This is a genomic window from Citrobacter amalonaticus, from assembly GCF_018323885.1.
Lineage (GTDB): Bacteria > Pseudomonadota > Gammaproteobacteria > Enterobacterales > Enterobacteriaceae > Citrobacter_A > Citrobacter_A amalonaticus.
This window is the reverse complement of the sequence record NZ_AP024585.1, coordinates 3,674,099-3,692,589: the sequence shown is the minus strand read 5'-3', so window position 1 is coordinate 3,692,589 and position 18,491 is coordinate 3,674,099. Positions and strand designations below refer to the sequence as shown.

General features: G+C 51.0%; 14 protein-coding genes. 11 read left to right on the top strand and 3 right to left on the bottom strand.

Annotated features, from left to right (window positions below; all coding sequences use genetic code 11):
• Positions 1-32: 32 nt before the first annotated feature.
• Entirely contained in the window at positions 33-2,789 is a 2,757-nt protein-coding gene (gene barA / locus KI228_RS17505) for a two-component sensor histidine kinase BarA (protein WP_042999513.1), read from the bottom strand.
• Between the two features lie 57 nt (positions 2,790-2,846).
• Between barA and rlmD the strand changes: the two genes are divergently transcribed.
• The 8 genes from rlmD to KI228_RS17465 all read left to right on the top strand — a co-directional run bounded on the left by rlmD (position 2,847) and on the right by KI228_RS17465 (position 12,320).
• Entirely contained in the window at positions 2,847-4,145 is a 1,299-nt protein-coding gene (gene rlmD / locus KI228_RS17500; protein ID WP_044327279.1) for a 23S rRNA (uracil(1939)-C(5))-methyltransferase RlmD, read from the top strand.
• Between the two features lie 51 nt (positions 4,146-4,196).
• Complete coding sequence (gene relA, locus KI228_RS17495; protein WP_042999515.1) at positions 4,197-6,431, top strand: GTP diphosphokinase; 2,235 nt, start codon at positions 4,197-4,199, stop codon at positions 6,429-6,431.
• 60 nt (positions 6,432-6,491) lie between these two features.
• Positions 6,492-7,283, top strand: coding sequence for a nucleoside triphosphate pyrophosphohydrolase (gene mazG, locus KI228_RS17490; protein WP_044264270.1), 792 nt, complete (start codon positions 6,492-6,494; stop codon positions 7,281-7,283).
• 350 nt (positions 7,284-7,633) lie between these two features.
• Positions 7,634-9,271, top strand: coding sequence for a glutamine hydrolyzing CTP synthase (pyrG, locus tag KI228_RS17485; RefSeq protein WP_042999517.1), 1,638 nt, complete (start codon positions 7,634-7,636; stop codon positions 9,269-9,271).
• 89 nt (positions 9,272-9,360) lie between these two features.
• The gene (eno, locus tag KI228_RS17480; protein WP_042999518.1) at positions 9,361-10,656 is read left to right on the top strand and encodes a phosphopyruvate hydratase; all 1,296 of its coding nucleotides are present in this window, start codon (positions 9,361-9,363) and stop codon (positions 10,654-10,656) included.
• Positions 10,657-10,855: 199 nt separating this feature from the next.
• Positions 10,856-11,170, top strand: coding sequence for a hypothetical protein (locus KI228_RS17475; protein ID WP_054176856.1), 315 nt, complete (start codon positions 10,856-10,858; stop codon positions 11,168-11,170).
• 12 nt (positions 11,171-11,182) lie between these two features.
• Positions 11,183-11,968 (top strand): DUF4225 domain-containing protein, encoded by a 786-nt coding sequence (locus KI228_RS17470; protein ID WP_054176857.1) that lies wholly within the window; start codon positions 11,183-11,185, stop codon positions 11,966-11,968.
• Between the two features lie 4 nt (positions 11,969-11,972).
• Complete coding sequence (locus KI228_RS17465; protein WP_061069661.1) at positions 11,973-12,320, top strand: hypothetical protein; 348 nt, start codon at positions 11,973-11,975, stop codon at positions 12,318-12,320.
• Positions 12,321-12,976: 656 nt separating this feature from the next.
• Here KI228_RS17465 and KI228_RS17460 read toward each other — a convergent pair.
• Positions 12,977-13,801: a MurR/RpiR family transcriptional regulator gene (locus tag KI228_RS17460; RefSeq protein ID WP_042999519.1), complete on the bottom strand. Its 825-nt coding sequence runs from the start codon at positions 13,799-13,801 to the stop codon at positions 12,977-12,979.
• 165 nt (positions 13,802-13,966) lie between these two features.
• Between KI228_RS17460 and KI228_RS17455 the strand changes: the two genes are divergently transcribed.
• From KI228_RS17455 to queE, 3 genes are all read left to right on the top strand, one after another.
• Positions 13,967-15,526 carry a maltose/glucose-specific PTS transporter subunit IIC gene (locus KI228_RS17455; protein WP_061070656.1) on the top strand — a complete coding sequence of 520 codons (1,560 nt, stop codon included), beginning with the start codon at positions 13,967-13,969 and terminating at the stop codon, positions 15,524-15,526.
• A complete protein-coding gene (locus KI228_RS17450; protein WP_042999520.1) occupies positions 15,523-16,212 on the top strand; it encodes an N-acetylmannosamine-6-phosphate 2-epimerase in 690 nt (229 codons plus the stop codon). Before KI228_RS17455 ends, KI228_RS17450 begins: the two co-directional genes overlap by 4 nt.
• 71 nt (positions 16,213-16,283) lie before the next feature.
• Positions 16,284-16,955: a 7-carboxy-7-deazaguanine synthase QueE gene (gene queE, locus KI228_RS17445; RefSeq protein WP_042999521.1), complete on the top strand. Its 672-nt coding sequence runs from the start codon at positions 16,284-16,286 to the stop codon at positions 16,953-16,955.
• Between the two features lie 35 nt (positions 16,956-16,990).
• On the opposite strand, the gene KI228_RS17440 is transcribed toward queE, so the two are convergent.
• Positions 16,991-18,469 carry an FGGY-family carbohydrate kinase gene (locus tag KI228_RS17440; protein WP_061069663.1) on the bottom strand — a complete coding sequence of 493 codons (1,479 nt, stop codon included), beginning with the start codon at positions 18,467-18,469 and terminating at the stop codon, positions 16,991-16,993.
• Between the last annotated feature and the right edge of the window lie 22 nt (positions 18,470-18,491).

Below are 18,491 nucleotides of genomic sequence, written 5' to 3'. Positions count from 1 at the left end.
CGACAGGCCGGATGGCGCGCTGCCTGTCCGGCCTACAACAGCCATTTTCGCGCTTCACGCGCCACGTTATCCATCTCGTCCAGCAGTTCCAGAAACTCGGGTTCCAGATCTTCTTCTGGCGTCCCTTCGCGTAACTGGCTTTCCAGCAATTGACACAAATTCTTCATGCGCGGTACGCCGCTATAACCGCAACTGCCATGCAGCTTATGAATCAAATCGATTAATCCTTGTGGATTTTCCCCTACCAACTGCTCTTCGATTTTATTACGCACTTCCGGCAGAAAATCGATCAGCATTTGCAGCATATCGCGTGCCAGATCGGGTTTTCCGGCGGCCTGGCGTAGCGCCAGTTGCCAGTCCAGCGTGGCATTTGGGTTGAAAACCGGTTCGATCGGTTCAGCGCTAAGCCGGCGTGTCGGAACACTTGCGCCAGGTTTGTAGCGTTGCAGCAGATTAAACAACTTCTCTTCTTCGATCGGTTTTGCCAGATAGTCATTCATTCCGGCACTCAGCAATTTCTCTTTCTGGCCTGCCATCGCGTGCGCGGTGACGGCGATCACCGGGGTTTGCTGTTGATGAGGAAGCTGGTGGATCAGTTCGCAAGCCCGAATGCCATCCATGTCCGGCATCTGAATATCCATCAGGATCAGATCAAACTGCATCTGCTTCGCGCGATCGACCGCCTGTTGGCCGCTATCACACAGCTCAACATGTTGAACCAGATCGTCCAGCAGTGCGCCAATCAGCTTCAGGTTGGCTGGATTATCATCAACCGCCATAACCGTCATGGCAATTTTGCTTTCGTCTGAGACCAGCGCGCTTTCGGGGTGATTCTGACGACACAAATCCACCAGCGCGGGCAGCAGACGCGTGGAGGTCAGGGGTTTTAGCAGACAACTTGCCACACCGTCCTGTTTGAGTTTCTCGGCGTTCACCTGAGCGTGGCACGGCAGCGCCAGCATCAGGAATTCGGTCATTTTGGTTGCCTGAATCAGCCGCTCGTGCTGCATTGTCAGCGGCTCTTTGAAGGTGACGGCAACGCCAAGCAGCATAAAGTCGTAGTGCTCAACGGCCAGTGCGGAAAACGTTGGGCTATAAATCACCTCCAGCGGCGTTTCGCTAAGAATATCCAGCGTACACTGCGCGGCGGCGGCATTTGGCTCGATGTAGGCAATACGTTTACCCACCAGGCAGGTGGTCGCCGGGCCATCCTTAATCACATTCGGATTCAGATCGAGATTGATGTGGAACCAGAAGGTTGAGCCGCGATTCGGCTGGCTGTGGAAGGAGATATCGCCGCCCATCTCGTTAACCAGCTTCTGCGTGATCACCAGCCCCAGTCCGGTACCGCCGTGGCGACGGGAAATACTGGCATCGGCCTGACGGAAAGCCTGGAACAGGCGTGACTGGTCGCGCTCGGGGATACCGATGCCGGTATCGCGGATCTGCACTTCGATCTGCACTTTGGTGTTACTCAGCGAACGCTTTTCCACCAGAATGTCGATGTTGCCGCTCTCGGTGAATTTAATCGCGTTACCGACCAGATTAGTGATGACCTGCTGCAAACGCAGCGGGTCGCCAATCACGTTATCCGGTACGTCATTCTTAATATTGAGCGTCAGCTCCAGCCCTTTGTCGTGCGATGAATGTGCCAGCAGCGTCACCACTTCATCGAGCGTATTGCGCAGGGCAAAGGGAATGCTTTCGAGAATAAGTTTACCCGCTTCCAGCTTAGAGAAATCGAGAACGTCGTTGATGATTGCCAGCAGGTTATTTGCCGAACGCTCGATGGTATTCAGGTGGTCGCGCTGGGTGGTATTCAGCTCGGTTTTCAGCGTCAGGCGCGTAAAGCCGATCACGCCGTTCAGCGGGGTACGCAGCTCATGGGACATGTTGGCCAAAAATTCAGACTTGATGCGGGCGGCTTCCTGCGCACGCTTTTTCGCGAGATCCAGCTCGACGTTTTGGATCTCCATCTGCTCGAGCGTTTCACGCAAATCGGAGGTCGCCTGATCGATATTGTGCTGCATCTCTTCGTGATAGGCTGCGAGCGACATGGCCATTGAGTTAATGCCGTTTTTCAACACATCCAGCTCGCCGAGCATAAAGCCCTCCACGCGGCTGTCGAGTTGCCCCCGGCGGATGCGGTCAACCGTATTGACCATGTTGCGAATCGGCCCTGTCACATCGCGCATCAGACGCCAGCCAAAGATCAGCGCAATGCCGATACAAAACAGCATCATGACGGAAGAAATGAAGATTTCTTTATACTGTTGTAAGCGGACCGACTTGAGATCGAGTTCAAGCGCCACATATCCCAACATATTACCCGCGTTTTTTGCATCAGTGGCCGGGGATTCGTCAAGCGAATAGCTTTCTGAAATGATCGGCGTGCGCAGGATTAAAATATCGCCCTGACCCTCAACGCTCAGTCGGCGCGGAAACGGTGAGCCCGGAGGCAGTTGCATTTCCGACGGATTGAGATTGAAATTCGAGGTGACGAAGAGGTGATTGTTCTCGTCGTAGACCGAAATCGCCCGCACAATCTCTGAGTGGCGGCGATGCAAAACGCTAATGAGCTGGCCGATGGATTCGCGGTTTTGCAGGTTCATACCGTATTCGGTAGAGACCGCGAGAGGCTCGATGATACTGGCACCGGCATCTTCCAGTTGACGCTGCAAGTCGTGGTAGCGATGCACAACGAAAAAGATACTGAGCAGTAAACCGATAAGCACGGTCGGGGCCAGGATCAGAATCATCATGCGAGCGCGCAGGCTGTAGTTGGTCATGGAGTTCCGTTATGGGACAATTAGGGTCACACTGTTAAATTGAGAATATTCTCGTCGATGGCGCAATTCTACTCTGCAAAACGGCGCGTGACGACGCGCCAGATCATAACCGTTACCGTCAATGACCTCGATTCTTTTGGTCAGGGCGTTGCGCGACACAACGGAAAAACGTTGTTTATCCCCGGATTGTTGCCGCAGGAAAGTGCGGACGTGGCGATCACTGAAGATAAAAAACAGTACGCGAAAGCTCAGGTTAAGCGCCGTTTGAATGATAGCCCGGATCGCGTCACGCCGCGCTGTCCGCACTTTGGCATTTGCGGCGGCTGTCAGCAACAGCACGCGAGTATCGAACTGCAGCAGCGCAGTAAAAGCGCCGCGCTGTCACGCCTGATGAATAACGATGTCACCGAGGTGATCGCCGATGCGCCGTGGGGCTATCGCCGTCGCGCACGTTTAAGTCTCAACTTCCAACCCAAGACCCAGCAGTTCCAGATGGGATTTCGCAAGTCAGCGTCCAGTGACATCGTTGATGTCAGACAGTGCCCCATTCTGGTGCCCCAACTTGAAGCATTGCTGCCCGATCTCAGGGCATGCCTTGGCAGCCTGCAGGGAATTCGCCATCTGGGACATGTTGAACTGGTGCAGGCAGACAGCGGTACGCTGATGATTCTGCGCCATACCGCGCCGTTAAGTCGCGCGGATAACGAAAAACTGGAACGCTTTTCGCATTCAAAGGGACTGTCTCTGTATCTGGCACCGCAAAGCGAGATACTGGAAACGGTTTCTGGTCAGACGCCCTGGTATGAATCAAACGGGCTACGCTTAAACTTCAGTCCGCGTGATTTTATTCAGGTCAATGCAGGGGTGAACCAGAAAATGGTGGCCAGCGCGCTGGAATGGCTGGACGTACAGCCTGGCGATCGCGTGCTGGATCTCTTCTGCGGGATGGGCAATTTCACACTCCCGTTGGCAACCCGGGCGGCAAGCGTTGTCGGGGTGGAAGGCGTGCCTGCGCTGGTGGAAAAAGGGCGCGAAAATGCACAACAAAATGGATTACACAATGTGACATTCTTTCATGAAAATCTTGAAGAGGATGTTACCCGACAGCCGTGGGCCAAAAACGGTTTTGATAAAATCTTGCTCGACCCTGCGCGCGCAGGGGCTGCGGGCGTGATGCAACATATTATAAAATTGCAGCCTGGCCGCATTGTTTATGTATCCTGTAATCCTGCCACGCTGGCGCGGGATAGTGAGGCGTTATTACGCGCAGGATATCAAATACAACGGCTGGCGATGCTTGACATGTTCCCCCACACGGGACACCTGGAATCGATGGTATTGTTTGAGCATTCATAATGAATCACGACTTGTCGACTTCGACAGGTCACGTCCCTTAAGGAGAGGACAATGGTTGCGGTAAGAAGTGCGCATCTAAACAAAGCTGGGGAATTTGACCCGAAAAAGTGGATCGAAAGTCTTGGGATCACGAGCCAGCAGTCATGTGAACGCTTAGCCGAAACCTGGGCGTATTGCCTGCAACAGACACAGGGGCATCCGGATGCGGAACTGCTGCTGTGGCGTGGCGTGGAGATGGTGGAAATCCTCTCGACACTCAGTATGGATATCGACACGCTGCGGGCAGCGCTGCTGTTCCCTCTGGCAGATGCCAATGTCGTTAGCGAAGATACCCTGCAGGAAAGCGTAGGTAAGTCTATCGTCAATCTGATTCATGGCGTGCGTGACATGGCGGCCATTCGCCAGTTGAAAGCGACCCATACCGATTCCGTCTCCTCCGAGCAGGTCGACAACGTGCGGCGCATGCTGCTGGCGATGGTCGACGATTTCCGCTGTGTGGTCATCAAACTTGCTGAACGAATCGCCCATCTGCGCGAGGTGAAAGACGCGCCGGAAGATGAGCGCGTGTTGGCGGCAAAAGAGTGCACTAACATCTATGCGCCGCTGGCGAACCGATTAGGTATCGGTCAGCTGAAATGGGAGCTGGAAGATTATTGCTTCCGCTATCTGCATCCTGCCGAGTACAAACGCATTGCCAAACTGCTGCATGAACGGCGTATCGATCGTGAGCACTACATTGAAGAGTTCGTGAGTCATTTGCGCTCAGAGATGAAAACGGAAGGCGTAAAGGCGGAAGTGTATGGACGCCCGAAACACATCTACAGCATCTGGCGAAAAATGCAGAAAAAGCATCTGGCATTTGATGAGCTGTTTGACGTGCGCGCCGTGCGTATCGTCGCCGAGCGCTTGCAGGACTGCTACGCCGCGCTGGGCATTGTCCACACGCACTATCGCCATCTGCCGGATGAGTTTGACGACTATGTCGCCAACCCGAAACCGAATGGCTATCAGTCGATTCACACCGTGGTGTTGGGGCCCGGCGGCAAAACGGTAGAGATCCAGATTCGTACTAAACAAATGCATGAGGACGCTGAGCTGGGCGTCGCCGCGCACTGGAAGTATAAAGAAGGCGCAGCCGCAGGCGGGGCGCGTTCCGGCCATGAGGACCGCATTGCCTGGCTGCGTAAGCTGATCGCCTGGCAGGAAGAGATGGCGGACTCTGGCGAAATGCTCGACGAAGTGCGCAGTCAGGTGTTTGACGATCGGGTCTACGTCTTTACGCCGAAAGGCGATGTTGTGGATCTGCCCGCGGGCTCTACGCCGCTCGACTTTGCGTATCACATTCACAGTGATGTGGGGCACCGTTGTATTGGGGCGAAAATCGGTGGGCGCATCGTGCCGTTTACCTATCAGTTGCAGATGGGCGATCAGATCGAAATCATCACCCAGAAACAGCCGAACCCGAGCCGCGACTGGCTGAATCCGAATCTGGGCTATGTGACGACCAGCCGTGGGCGCTCGAAAATCCACGCCTGGTTCCGTAAACAGGACCGCGATAAGAACATCCTTGCCGGACGGCAGATTCTGGATGACGAGCTGTCGCATTTAGGGATCAGCCTGAAAGAAGCGGAAAAGCATCTGCTGCCGCGCTACAACTTCAACGAGCTGGAGGAACTGCTGGCGGCGATTGGCGGGGGCGATATCCGTCTGAACCAGATGGTGAACTTCCTGCAATCGCAGTTCAACAAACCGAGCGCCGCCGAAGAAGACGCCGCCGCGCTGAAACAGCTTCAGCAGAAAACGCATGCGCCGCAGAACCGGCGTAAAGACGATGGGCGTGTTGTTGTGGAAGGCGTAGGTAATTTGATGCATCACATTGCCCGTTGCTGCCAGCCGATTCCAGGCGATGAGATTGTTGGGTTTATTACCCAGGGCCGCGGGATTTCCGTCCATCGGGCGGACTGTGAGCAACTGGTCGAACTGCGTGCGCATGCGCCGGAACGCCTTGTGGACGCCGTGTGGGGTGAAAGCTATTCGGCGGGATACTCGCTGGTAGTGCGCGTACAGGCCAACGATCGCAGCGGTTTATTGCGTGATATCACGACGATTCTGGCGAACGAGAAGGTCAATGTGCTCGGCGTTGCCAGTCGTAGCGATACCAAACAACAGCTTGCTACTATCGATATGACAATTGAAATCTACAACCTGCAGGTGCTGGGACGCGTGCTCAGCAAGCTGAATCAGGTACCTGATGTGATTGACGCGCGTCGTTTGCACGGCAATTAATTTTACTTTCCAGGCCCGGTGGCGCCTCGCTTATCGGGCCTGTGTTTTCAGGATGTTCCAATGACCCAAATTGACCGCCTGCTTGGCATCATGCAACGCCTGCGCGACCCGAAAACCGGCTGTCCGTGGGATAACGAACAGACTTTCGTCACGCTCGCCCCTTACACCCTTGAAGAAACCTACGAAGTGCTCGACGCGATTTCCCGTGAGGATTTTGACGATCTGCGCGGTGAGCTGGGCGATCTACTGTTTCAGGTCGTGTTTTACGCACAAATAGCCCAGGAAGAAGGGCGCTTTGATTTCAATGATATTTGTGCCGCCATCAGTGACAAACTCGAGCGTCGCCACCCGCATGTTTTTGCGGATGCCCAGGTCAACAACAGCACTGAAGTGCTGGCCCGCTGGGAACAAATCAAAACCGGCGAACGAGCGCAAAAAGCGCAGCATTCTGCCCTCGATGATATTCCGCGCAGTTTACCAGCGCTAATGCGGGCGCAGAAAATCCAGAAGCGCTGTTCGAATGTCGGTTTTGACTGGACGACGCTGGGACCAGTGGTCGATAAGGTGTATGAAGAGATCGACGAGGTCATGCACGAGGCCCGGCAGGTCGTTGTCGACCAGGCTAAACTGGAAGAGGAAATGGGCGATTTGCTGTTTGCCACCGTCAATATGGCCCGTCATTTAGGCACCAAAGCGGAGACCGCTCTGCAAAAAGCCAACGAAAAGTTCGAGCGGCGTTTTCGTGAGGTCGAACGGATTGTGGCGGCGCGCGGCCTGGAAATGACCGGTGTTGACCTGGAAACGATGGAAGAAGTCTGGCAACAGGTAAAACGGCAGGAAATTGATCTCTAAGGGAATTGCGCGGTCAAGGGCGTTTTGTGTGATTTTTTAAATAACAAGCGCTTGATTTGCGTCAAAAACATTTACTTCAAAGAGGCTATTTTCTCTTCCCGTTATGTTGATGAGACACCGTGTATACTGCTTCTTCGAGTTATTCGAGTCGCAACACGGCGGCGACTGAAAGAATCCCCAGAAACATAGAAATGCTATGTGACTGGGGTGAGTGAAGGAAGCCAACACCGGTGCGGCTTGAAGAACGAAGGAGAGGGGATAATGAAAGTTTGTGGCGTACGTCATGTTCGGGTATACTACTTTCCCGTCCTGGTTATTCCATCGTTTCACCCTAACTTCTCAGGTTCAGCATGACAACGAACTATATTTTTGTGACCGGCGGGGTCGTATCCTCTCTGGGTAAAGGCATTGCCGCAGCCTCCCTCGCAGCCATTCTTGAAGCCCGTGGCCTCAACGTGACCATCATGAAACTGGATCCGTATATCAACGTCGATCCAGGCACCATGAGCCCAATCCAACACGGGGAAGTGTTCGTTACTGAAGACGGCGCTGAAACCGACCTGGACCTGGGTCACTACGAGCGTTTCATTCGCACCAAAATGAGCCGCCGCAACAACTTCACCACGGGTCGTATTTACTCTGACGTTCTGCGCAAAGAGCGCCGTGGCGACTATCTGGGCGCGACCGTACAGGTTATCCCGCACATCACCAATGCCATTAAAGAACGCGTGCTGGAAGGCGGCGAAGGCCATGACGTTGTGCTGGTCGAAATCGGCGGTACCGTTGGTGATATCGAATCTCTGCCGTTCCTTGAAGCGATTCGCCAGATGGCCGTTGAAATTGGCCGTGAACACACACTGTTTATGCATCTGACGCTGGTTCCGTACATGGCAGCGGCAGGTGAAGTGAAAACAAAACCGACGCAGCACTCTGTAAAAGAGCTGCTCTCTATCGGTATCCAGCCAGATATCCTGATTTGCCGCTCTGACCGCGCTGTCCCGGCAAACGAACGTGCGAAAATTGCATTGTTCTGTAACGTTCCGGAAAAAGCGGTGATTTCTCTGAAAGATGTCGATTCCATCTATAAAATTCCAGGCATGTTGAAATCACAGGGCCTGGACGATTATATTTGTAAACGATTCAGCTTAGAGTGTCCGGAAGCTAACCTGGCCGAATGGGAACAGGTAATTTACGAAGAAGCGAACCCGGCAGGCGAAGTCACGATTGGGATGGTCGGCAAGTACATTGAACTGCCGGATGCCTATAAATCCGTGATTGAAGCGCTGAAACACGGCGGTCTGAAAAATCGCGTGACCGTCAACATCAAGCTGATTGATTCGCAGGATGTTGAAACGCGCGGTGTCGAAATCCTGAAAGATTTGGACGCTATCCTGATCCCTGGCGGCTTCGGCTACCGTGGCGTAGAAGGCAAGATCGCGACTGCACGCTATGCGCGTGAGAACAATATTCCTTATCTGGGCATTTGCCTGGGTATGCAGGTTGCGTTGATTGAGTTTGCGCGTAATGTCGCCGGTATGGACAACGCCAACTCGACGGAATTTGTGCCAGACTGTAAGTACCCGGTTGTGGCGCTGATTACCGAATGGCGTGACGAAGACGGTAACGTTGAAGTCCGTACCGAGAAGAGCGATCTGGGTGGCACCATGCGTCTTGGCGCGCAGCAGTGTCAGCTTGGCGACGATAGTCTGGTCCGTCAGTTGTACGGCACGCCGACTATTGTTGAACGTCATCGCCATCGTTACGAAGTCAACAATATGCTGTTGAAACAGATTGAAGCTGCGGGTCTGCGTGTTGCAGGCCGTTCCGGTGATGATCAGTTGGTCGAGATCATTGAGGTACCGAATCATCCGTGGTTCGTGGCCTGTCAGTTCCATCCGGAATTTACTTCCACGCCACGTGATGGACATCCGCTGTTTGCTGGCTTTGTGAAAGCCGCCAGCGAGCATCAGAAGCGTCAGGCGAAGTAAGAAGTAAAAAAAGTTAGAACGGCAACGCGTACCAAAGGTACGCGTTGTTTGTCTGGAGTTTTAGTTTAACTTGTACTGAGGAAAACCTAATGTCCAAAATCGTTAAAGTCATCGGTCGTGAAATCATCGACTCCCGTGGTAACCCGACTGTTGAAGCCGAAGTACACCTGGAAGGTGGTTTCGTCGGTATGGCAGCAGCTCCGTCAGGTGCTTCTACAGGCTCCCGCGAAGCGCTGGAACTGCGCGATGGCGACAAAGCCCGCTTCATGGGTAAAGGCGTACTGAAAGCTGTTGGCGCGGTTAACGGCCCGATCGCTCAGGCTATCCTTGGCAAAGATGCCAAAGATCAGGCTGGCATCGACAAGATCATGATCGATCTGGACGGTACTGAAAACAAATCCAACTTCGGCGCGAACGCCATCCTGGCTGTGTCTCTGGCTAACGCCAAAGCTGCTGCTGCTGCTAAAGGCATGCCGCTGTACGAGCACATCGCTGAGCTGAATGGTACTCCGGGCAAATACTCCATGCCGGTTCCGATGATGAACATCATCAACGGTGGTGAGCACGCTGACAACAACGTCGACATCCAGGAATTCATGATTCAGCCAGTTGGCGCGAAAACCCTGAAAGAAGCCGTACGTATGGGTTCTGAAGTGTTCCACAACCTGGCTAAAGTGCTGAAAGCGAAAGGCATGAACACTGCTGTGGGTGACGAAGGTGGCTATGCGCCGAACCTGGGCTCCAACGCTGAAGCGCTGGCTGTCATTGCTGAAGCGGTTAAAGCTGCTGGCTACGAGCTGGGCAAAGACATCACTCTGGCGATGGACTGCGCAGCATCTGAATTCTACAAAGACGGTAAATACGTTCTGGCTGGCGAAGGCAACAAAGCGTTCACCTCTGAAGAATTCACTCACTTCCTGGAAGACCTGACCAAACAGTATCCGATCGTTTCTATCGAAGACGGTCTGGACGAGTCTGACTGGGATGGTTTTGCATACCAGACCAAAGTATTGGGCGACAAAATCCAGCTGGTTGGTGACGACCTGTTCGTAACCAACACCAAGATCCTGAAAGAAGGTATCGAAAAAGGCATCGTTAACTCCATCCTGATCAAATTCAACCAGATCGGTTCTCTGACCGAAACGCTGGCTGCAATCAAGATGGCGAAAGACGCTGGCTACACAGCTGTGATCTCTCACCGTTCCGGTGAAACTGAAGATGCTACCATCGCTGACCTGGCTGTGGGTACTGCTGCAGGCCAGATCAAAACGGGTTCTATGAGCCGTTCTGACCGCGTTGCTAAATACAACCAGCTGATTCGTATCGAAGAAGCGCTGGGTGAAAAAGCACCGTACAACGGTCGTAAAGAGATCAAAGGTCAGTAATTTATTACTGTCGCTTTACACTCTAAGAAACCCGCTTCGGCGGGTTTTTTATGTCTGTAATTTATTCTTGATTGAATATTTTAATAAACGATTTGATCTTTGTCACTTTGCTATTATTTTACGAAGAGTAATTTAAAGGTGTGATTATTGCTTGTATATATTTTTTATATTTATCATCAACAAATGATGGAAATATTGAATGGATAATGAATTGGAAGAGATGCTGGCGAAAGCGGGCATGAAAAGGAAAGATGCTACTATCCTGATGAAACAGGCGAAAGTAAAAAATATCAGCTTAAGTCGGGCATTTTTTCTTTATGCCTGGACATATTACGCCTGGAGTATAGCCTTACTATTGTCAGTAATTTTCGCATCACTTTCTGAGGGAATAGAGTTCTTTATAGTAAACGTTCTCTTTTGTATCGCTGTAGCTTTCATTTCACTCTTCTATACACCGTTTGTCATAAATTTACTTTGGAGTATTAAGATTCAATATAAGTTGCTCGGTAAATAACAGGAGGTTATTTTGAGTAGTTATGGATTAATGAATTTGCAACGTGAAAAAGAAAGGATTGACCGGCTTGTCTATGATATCGGCTTTCAATATATTCATGATTCAGCTATACGTACAAAATATATGATAGAGGAACGTAGATTTACATCAGGTTGCCTTGATGAATATCGATACGGGAAATTGGATTTCGGTAGAACAATGGATAGACTACGTGAATATCATAATTCTTTAATTAAGTATCATATGAACTTGAGAATGGGGAGTGTTAAATTATATGTAATAGCTGAGCGTGAAAGAGAAAGGCATTCTACTCTTACTATAGCATTAAAACAAATCGGATTTGTTAGTGGGGCAATGCAAACAATCGGTGGTTTTGGTTTATGTAAAGCAAGCCTTGGTGCTGCCTGTAAAAGTTATGGGATTCCTTTAATGATGCAGGGAAGCGAGAATGTTTGGGAAAATGGTTATTATTTATTATATCATGATGACCCTAAGAAAATGCCTTTGCGGTATGCCTACCGTCAGGCAGCAAAGCTATTGGGTGGGGATGATAAGGTTGGTGATATTGCTTTTTCAACGGGAGATCTTGTTCTTTCTTTAGGCTCGGTTTCAACGCTGACGCTGAGGACAGATTCGTGGAAATTATTCCGCTATATACAGGAAGACTATATTCGGAACTGGAGAACCCTTGGAGCTGTTGGGGGGGCTAATGAGTTAACCGGTGATGCAGCTAGTGGATTCACTATTTATCAACTTCTTGGTGGAGAAAGCACTAACTGGTCCGATTTGAGGGAATAAAGCCATGTTCTTCAAAATATATGATCAAAATGATAAGGCTTTAACTGAGAGTATTAGACTTGCGGGTTTAAGTGAGTATAAAACACAGAAACTTATCCGCGTTGCTAATGAAAATAAGATAAGCTTACAAAAGGCTTATTTATTAACTGATGCAAGTGTCATTAAAGTTGATATTATCTTGCTTTTTGTCATGTCATTTTTTACCTTTTCAATTGCACAAAAAGATTTCAATGAGTTATGGGCGTTTTTTTTAATATTTGGGTTGTTATTTTTTGTTATCGAGTTAACCTGTCGGCTTCATAAAAATTACTTTAAGATTTGGAAAGTTTATATCAAATTACGAGGGCTTTAAATGATTGTCTGGTGTTACTTTAATGAGACACTGGATAGTATTTTTGTATGTTCTAATTATTTTAATTGATGGTTGTTATGAATAACGACATAAAGACATAAAGACAATACTCGTGAATGCTGGGATGAAAGAAAAAACATTCGTTTCTTGCTTAAGTTAGCGAGAAAGAAAAACATCAGCGTAAGCCACGCTTTTTTTCTCCATGCCTGGAAGTACTATGCATGGGGTGGCGCGTTATTTTTCTCCATGCTTTTTCCTGCAACAATGGGAGGGGTTGAGCTATTTATAGTGTTTATACTTTGCTGCCTCCTCTTAGCCTTGATGTCAGTCTTTTTTAACCCTTTCTTTATCAATCTGGTTTGGAGCATCAAGTTACAGATTAAGCTAATGGGTAAGCGGTAGAGGAACTAAGCTCGATATATGTTTTGCGGCAAACAGGTAAATCTTACCTTACACAAGCGCAGTGCATGACCGTTTCCGGAATCTGTGAAAATTATTGCTTATCTTCATACTGAGAACGCCAACAGGATACATTCAGGAGATGTTCCAGCCTCTGCAAGAAGAGGGGATTTTACCGGCGTCCCCACCATGATTATTTGTAAGCCTGTTCTTTAATTCTTAACGTAAAAACCCGCTTCGGCGGGTTTTTTATGTCTTTAAAGCAGTAGCGGCAGGGTCGCGCTGGCTGTTTTCTGGCTTACATCGCTGTACTTTTCATCCAGTGCGATTAGCGATGTGGTGAGCAGTTCTATCAACAGCATCACACCCACCTTGGCGTTTAGCGCGCCGGCACTCAACGGACCTTCTGGTTTGGCTGCGACCAGTTGAATATCACTAAGCGATGCTAACGGGCTGCGCGGCGTATTACTCAGCGCCACTACGCGCACACCTTGTTTACACGCTAGCTTTACAACATGCAGCAGATCGCGCGTGGAGCCTGAACTGGAAATTGCCACTACGAGCGTGTTTTTACTAAGCGTTGTGGCGTTCATGGCAGCACGGTGCATATCGCTGAACAATTGTGCGGGTTTACCCAGACGCAGGAGTTTGTAATGTAAATACTCCCCCAGAATGGCACTGGCTGCTACGCCATAAATCTGCACTGACTGAGCCTGATGCAGTGCAAGCGCGGCGGCTTCCAGTAAGGTCCTGTCGAGTAATTTTGCTGTGTCCTGCAGCGCCTGGACGGATTCATTGACCACATTGTCAATCTCATCGCCGCTGTGCTCGACAGACTGTCCTTGTCGGAGATCGAGTGCCAGCGCCATTTTGAATTCGTTATAGCCCTTACACCCTAGCGTTCGACACAGACGTGTGACGCTAGCCTCGCTGGTGCCGCTTTCACGCGCCAGTTCGGTAATCGTCAGGTAGACCACTTTTGCCGGATCGCTGAGTACAAACTCGCCTAGCTTCTGTTGTGTTCGGCTGTATCCATCAACGCTCTGCCGCAATCTCAGCAGCAGGTTTTCATTTTCAGACATGCAAAATCCTTAATGCGTTTATCTGTTGATAGTGTGGCGGAAAGCAGGGGAGAGATGCCAGACATTTTAAAAAAGTATGATCGGCTTCCTGGATTTTGATGATAATTTTCATTTATAAAAATTAATATGGTAAAAATTTTCATCAATAATCGAGGAGATGAAAAAATGATGCAAATGTTTAGCGGCGCCTCATCCGGGGGATGGTTTGAAAAAGCGCAGCGGTTTGGCAAATCCTTCATGCTGCCGATTGCGGTATTGCCCGCAGCAGGGCTGTTGTTAGGGATTGGTGGCGCGTTGTCCAATCCAAACACATTGACGGCTTATCCGTTTTTAGATGTCGACTGGCTGCAGGCCATCTTCACGATCATGACCAGCGCAGGTTCCATTGTGTTTGCCAATCTGTCGGTACTCTTTGCGGTCGGTGTCGCCGTGGGGCTGGCGAAAACAGATAAAGGCACTGCCGGGCTTGCGGCATTGCTGGCATTTCTGGTGATGAACGCCACCATCAACGCCTTATTAACGCTCAACGGAACGCTGGCGCAAGAGAACCCCGGTGCTGTTGGCCAGGGGATGACGCTTGGTATTCAGACGCTGGAAACAGGCGTGTTTGGTGGTGTGGTGATGGGTCTTGTCACCTGCGCGTTGCATAGCCGTTTCAATAAAGTCTCACTACCTCAGTTCCTCGGTTTTTTTAGCGGTTCGCGTTTTGTACCGATTATCAGCTCCCTTGCCGCGATTGTAGTGGGTGCGGTTATGACGGTGGTGTGGCCGCATTTCCAGAAACTCATTTTTGGACTGGGCGGTCTGGTGGATGCGACGGGCTATCTGGGGACGCTATTGTACGGCTTCATCCTGCGTATGCTTGGCCCACTGGGTTTACACCATATCTTTTATTTGCCGTTCTGGACGACGGCGCTGGGCGGCAGCGAAATCGTCAACGGCCAGTTGGTGGAAGGTACGCAGCGGATTTTCTTTGCCCAACTTGCCGATCCGAATACGCAGCAGTTCTATGCGGGTACCGCGCGCTTTATGTCCGGTCGCTTTATCACCATGATGTTTGGTCTGCTTGGCGCATGTCTGGCGATGTACCACACCGCAAAGCCGGAGAACAGAAAGGTTGTCGCCGGACTGCTTCTGTCGGCCGCCCTGACCTCTTTCCTGACGGGAATCACTGAGCCTATTGAGTTCTCCTTCCTGTTTGTCGCGCCTGTGTTATATGTCATTCACGCCTTCTTCGATGGTCTGGCGTTTATGATCGCCCATATTTTACATATCACGATTGGGCAAACCTTTTCAGGTGGGCTTATCGATTTCCTCCTCTTCGGCGTGTTACAGGGAGAAGCTAAAACCAACTGGATGTATGTCCCCATGGTGGGAATACCGTGGTTCTTCCTCTACTACTTCACTTTCCGCTATTTGATCACCCGCTTTGGCTGGCTGACGCCGGGCCGTGAGAACGCAGCCCCGGTTGAATCCGGCTTGTCTCAAAGTAAACGCGCAGTGGCAGTCATCGCTGGGCTGGGAGGCAAAGAGAATTTGGAAGAGGTGGACTGTTGCGCCACGCGCTTACGCGTGACGGTGAAAGAGAGCAGCAAAGTAGATGAAGCGGCGCTGAAAGCGACCGGAGCCCGTGGCGTGATTATTCGCGGCAACGGTGTTCAGGTGATTTATGGCCCGCATGTCACCATCATTAAAAACGAAGTCGAAGAGATGTTATCGTCATGAAAACTGTACTGGATCCCCTGAAAGGTAAATTAATCGTCTCCTGTCAGGCGCTGGAAAATGAGCCTCTGCACAGTCCGTTTATTATGTCTCGTATGGCGCTGGCGGCAGCACAAGGCGGTGCGGCAGGTATCCGTGCGAACAGCGTGGTGGACATTCGTGCTATCAAAGAGTGCGTCTCCCTGCCGGTGATTGGGATTATCAAACGCGATTACCCTGGCAGTGAGGTATTTATCACGGCCACTCTCCAGGAAGTGGATGAGCTGATGACCGTTGAGCCGGAAATTATTGCTCTGGATGCCACTGCGCGGCCGCGCCCCGGTGGGCAAACGCTGGAAGAGTTGGTCACGCAGATCCGTGCTCGCTACCCGTCCGTACTACTGATGGCGGATATAGCCACCGTAGACGAGGCAGTGACAGCCGAGCGTCTGGGTTTTGACTGTGTGGGCACTACGCTTTACGGCTATACCGCAGAAACCGCCGGGCATGTGCTGGTGGAAAATGACTGCGGATTCTTACGTGAAGTGTTGGCTGCGGTCAGCGTTCCGGTCGTGGCGGAAGGGAACGTCGATACCCCGGAACGCGCCGCACGCTGCCTGGCATTAGGCGCTCACACCGTGGTGGTTGGCGGGGCAATCACTCGTCCGCAACAGATAACGGCACGCTTTATCGCGGCGATCGCCTCGTAAAGCACCGATGGGGCATGATACTTTGGTGGGGATCTGCGATAATTATCGTTTATCCCCATATTGAGAGCGCTATGCAGTACCCGATTAACGAGATGTTCCAGACCCTGCAAGGTGAGGGTTACTTTACCGGCGTCCCCGCCATTTTTATTCGTTTACAGGGATGCCCGGTTGGCTGTGCCTGGTGCGATACCAAACACACCTGGGATAAGCTTGAGGATCGGGAAGTCTCCCTGTACAGCATCCTGGCGAAAACCAAAGAGAGTGATAAATGGGGCGCGGCAAGCAGTGAAGATCTGCTGGCGGTGATTGGCCGACAAGGCTACACCGCGCGTCATGTGGTGATCACCGGCGGTGAACCGTGTATTCATGACCTGATGCCCCTCACAGATTTGCTGGAAAAGAACGGTTTTAGCTGCCAGATAGAAACCAGCGGTACACACGAAGTGCGCTGCACGCCAAATACCTGGGTGACCGTGTCTCCGAAGGTGAACATGCGCGGTGGTTATGACGTTCTGTCTCAGGCGCTGGAACGCGCGAATGAGATTAAACATCCGGTCGGGCGCGTGCGTGACATTGAAGCGCTGGACGAACTGCTCGCCACGCTGAGCGACGACAAACCGCGGGTGATTGCGCTGCAACCTATCAGCCAGAAAGAGGATGCCACACGCCTGTGCATTGATACCTGTATCGCGCGCAACTGGCGCCTGTCGATGCAGACGCACAAGTATCTGAATATTGCCTGATAAAAAGCCGGATACATAATCCGGCTTTTTTGACCTTAAGCGTTTGACCAGCTTTGTATTGCGTCCACCTTACTTAAATCGCCGTGGAACACTTCATACGATTTTTTCAGAATCGGATCGGTATGTTTTGTTAATTCCCGGAAGATCCCTTTGTTCATGGCTTCATAGCGTGCTGCATGTTCAGGAATCGGGATAAACACATCTTTCACCCGTACCATATTCTCAACCGCTTTCTGATAGGACGGATAAAGATCAAGCCCCACCGCCGTGTTAATGGCTGCTCCCAGGCTGGCACAGCCGTTAATGACGTTTCGGCGGGCAGGAAGGTTGAACACATCAGCAAAGATCTGCATAAACAGATCGCTGTTTGAACCGCCACCGGTGATGATCACATGTTTAGCAAAGTGGTTCATTTCATTGCACATATTGTCGTAGTTGTTTTTAAGCGTCAGCGCAATGCTCTCCAGAATAGATCGGTAAATCCACGCGTAATCCATACTGGAATCAAAGCCAATCATGATCCCGCGTTTGTACGGTTCCCAGGGATTAGTCAGCCAGTCCAGCACGGTCATCAGGCCATTACAGCCTGGCGGCACGCATGCGGCTTTCTTATTCAAAAGGTCCTCAGGTGAGAGCCCCTGATTTTTAGCATCCTGGATTAATGATTCACCTAACATGTCGCGCAACCAACTGACCGTCCACATCCCCTTGCGGATGCCATAACCTTCATAGAGCAGGGTTTCCGGAATGGAAGACATAATCGGCCAATAGGCGGACGGATCGTTGGGAAGCGCCTTGCCATTCATCATGAGGGCAATATAGGTACCCAACGAAATCACTGCCGTTTCATCGTCCAGTAAACCTGCGCCAAGGGCTTCGACTGGTTTATCGCTGGTCGTACAGATGACGGGCAATCCAGCCGGAAATCCTGTCACCTGTGCGGTATCGGTTTTCAGATGACCAAGCAGAGTGCCTGGCATCTGGACATCAAATAGCATTTTGCGCGGAATATTGAATTTCTTAATCACTTCATCATCATCACTCCATGACCAGGTGGTGTAATCCACCGGCCATTGCCCAAAGTAGTTGGCAATATTGTCTTTAAACTCGCCAGTTAAGCGATGCGCCAGATAACCTGAAAATGAGGTGACGTAAGCGACATCCGGGTTGGTATGCTCATAGGGGCGCGTTACGCGTGCATCCTGCCAACTAATCAGCGGGACTGCTGGCGTTCCATCGGCTTTGAGTAGGGCGCGACAGCAGCGTATGGACCCCAGACCAATTCCGACAATGTCTTTTTTGTCACCCGAGAATTGATTCATTAAGTCTTTGCCGGCAAGACATAAAGAGGTCCATAAATCATCATCCGGATGTTCCGCGGTATCAGCATCGGGAGTATACATCGGTTGCAAAACGCCTTTCCCTTCACAAACGACGTTTCCCTCCAGATCGTACATCACCACCTTGGTACTCTGGCTTCCCCCATCAATTCCAATGATGTATTTTTTCGACATTATCATGCTCCTTTCGTTTTCC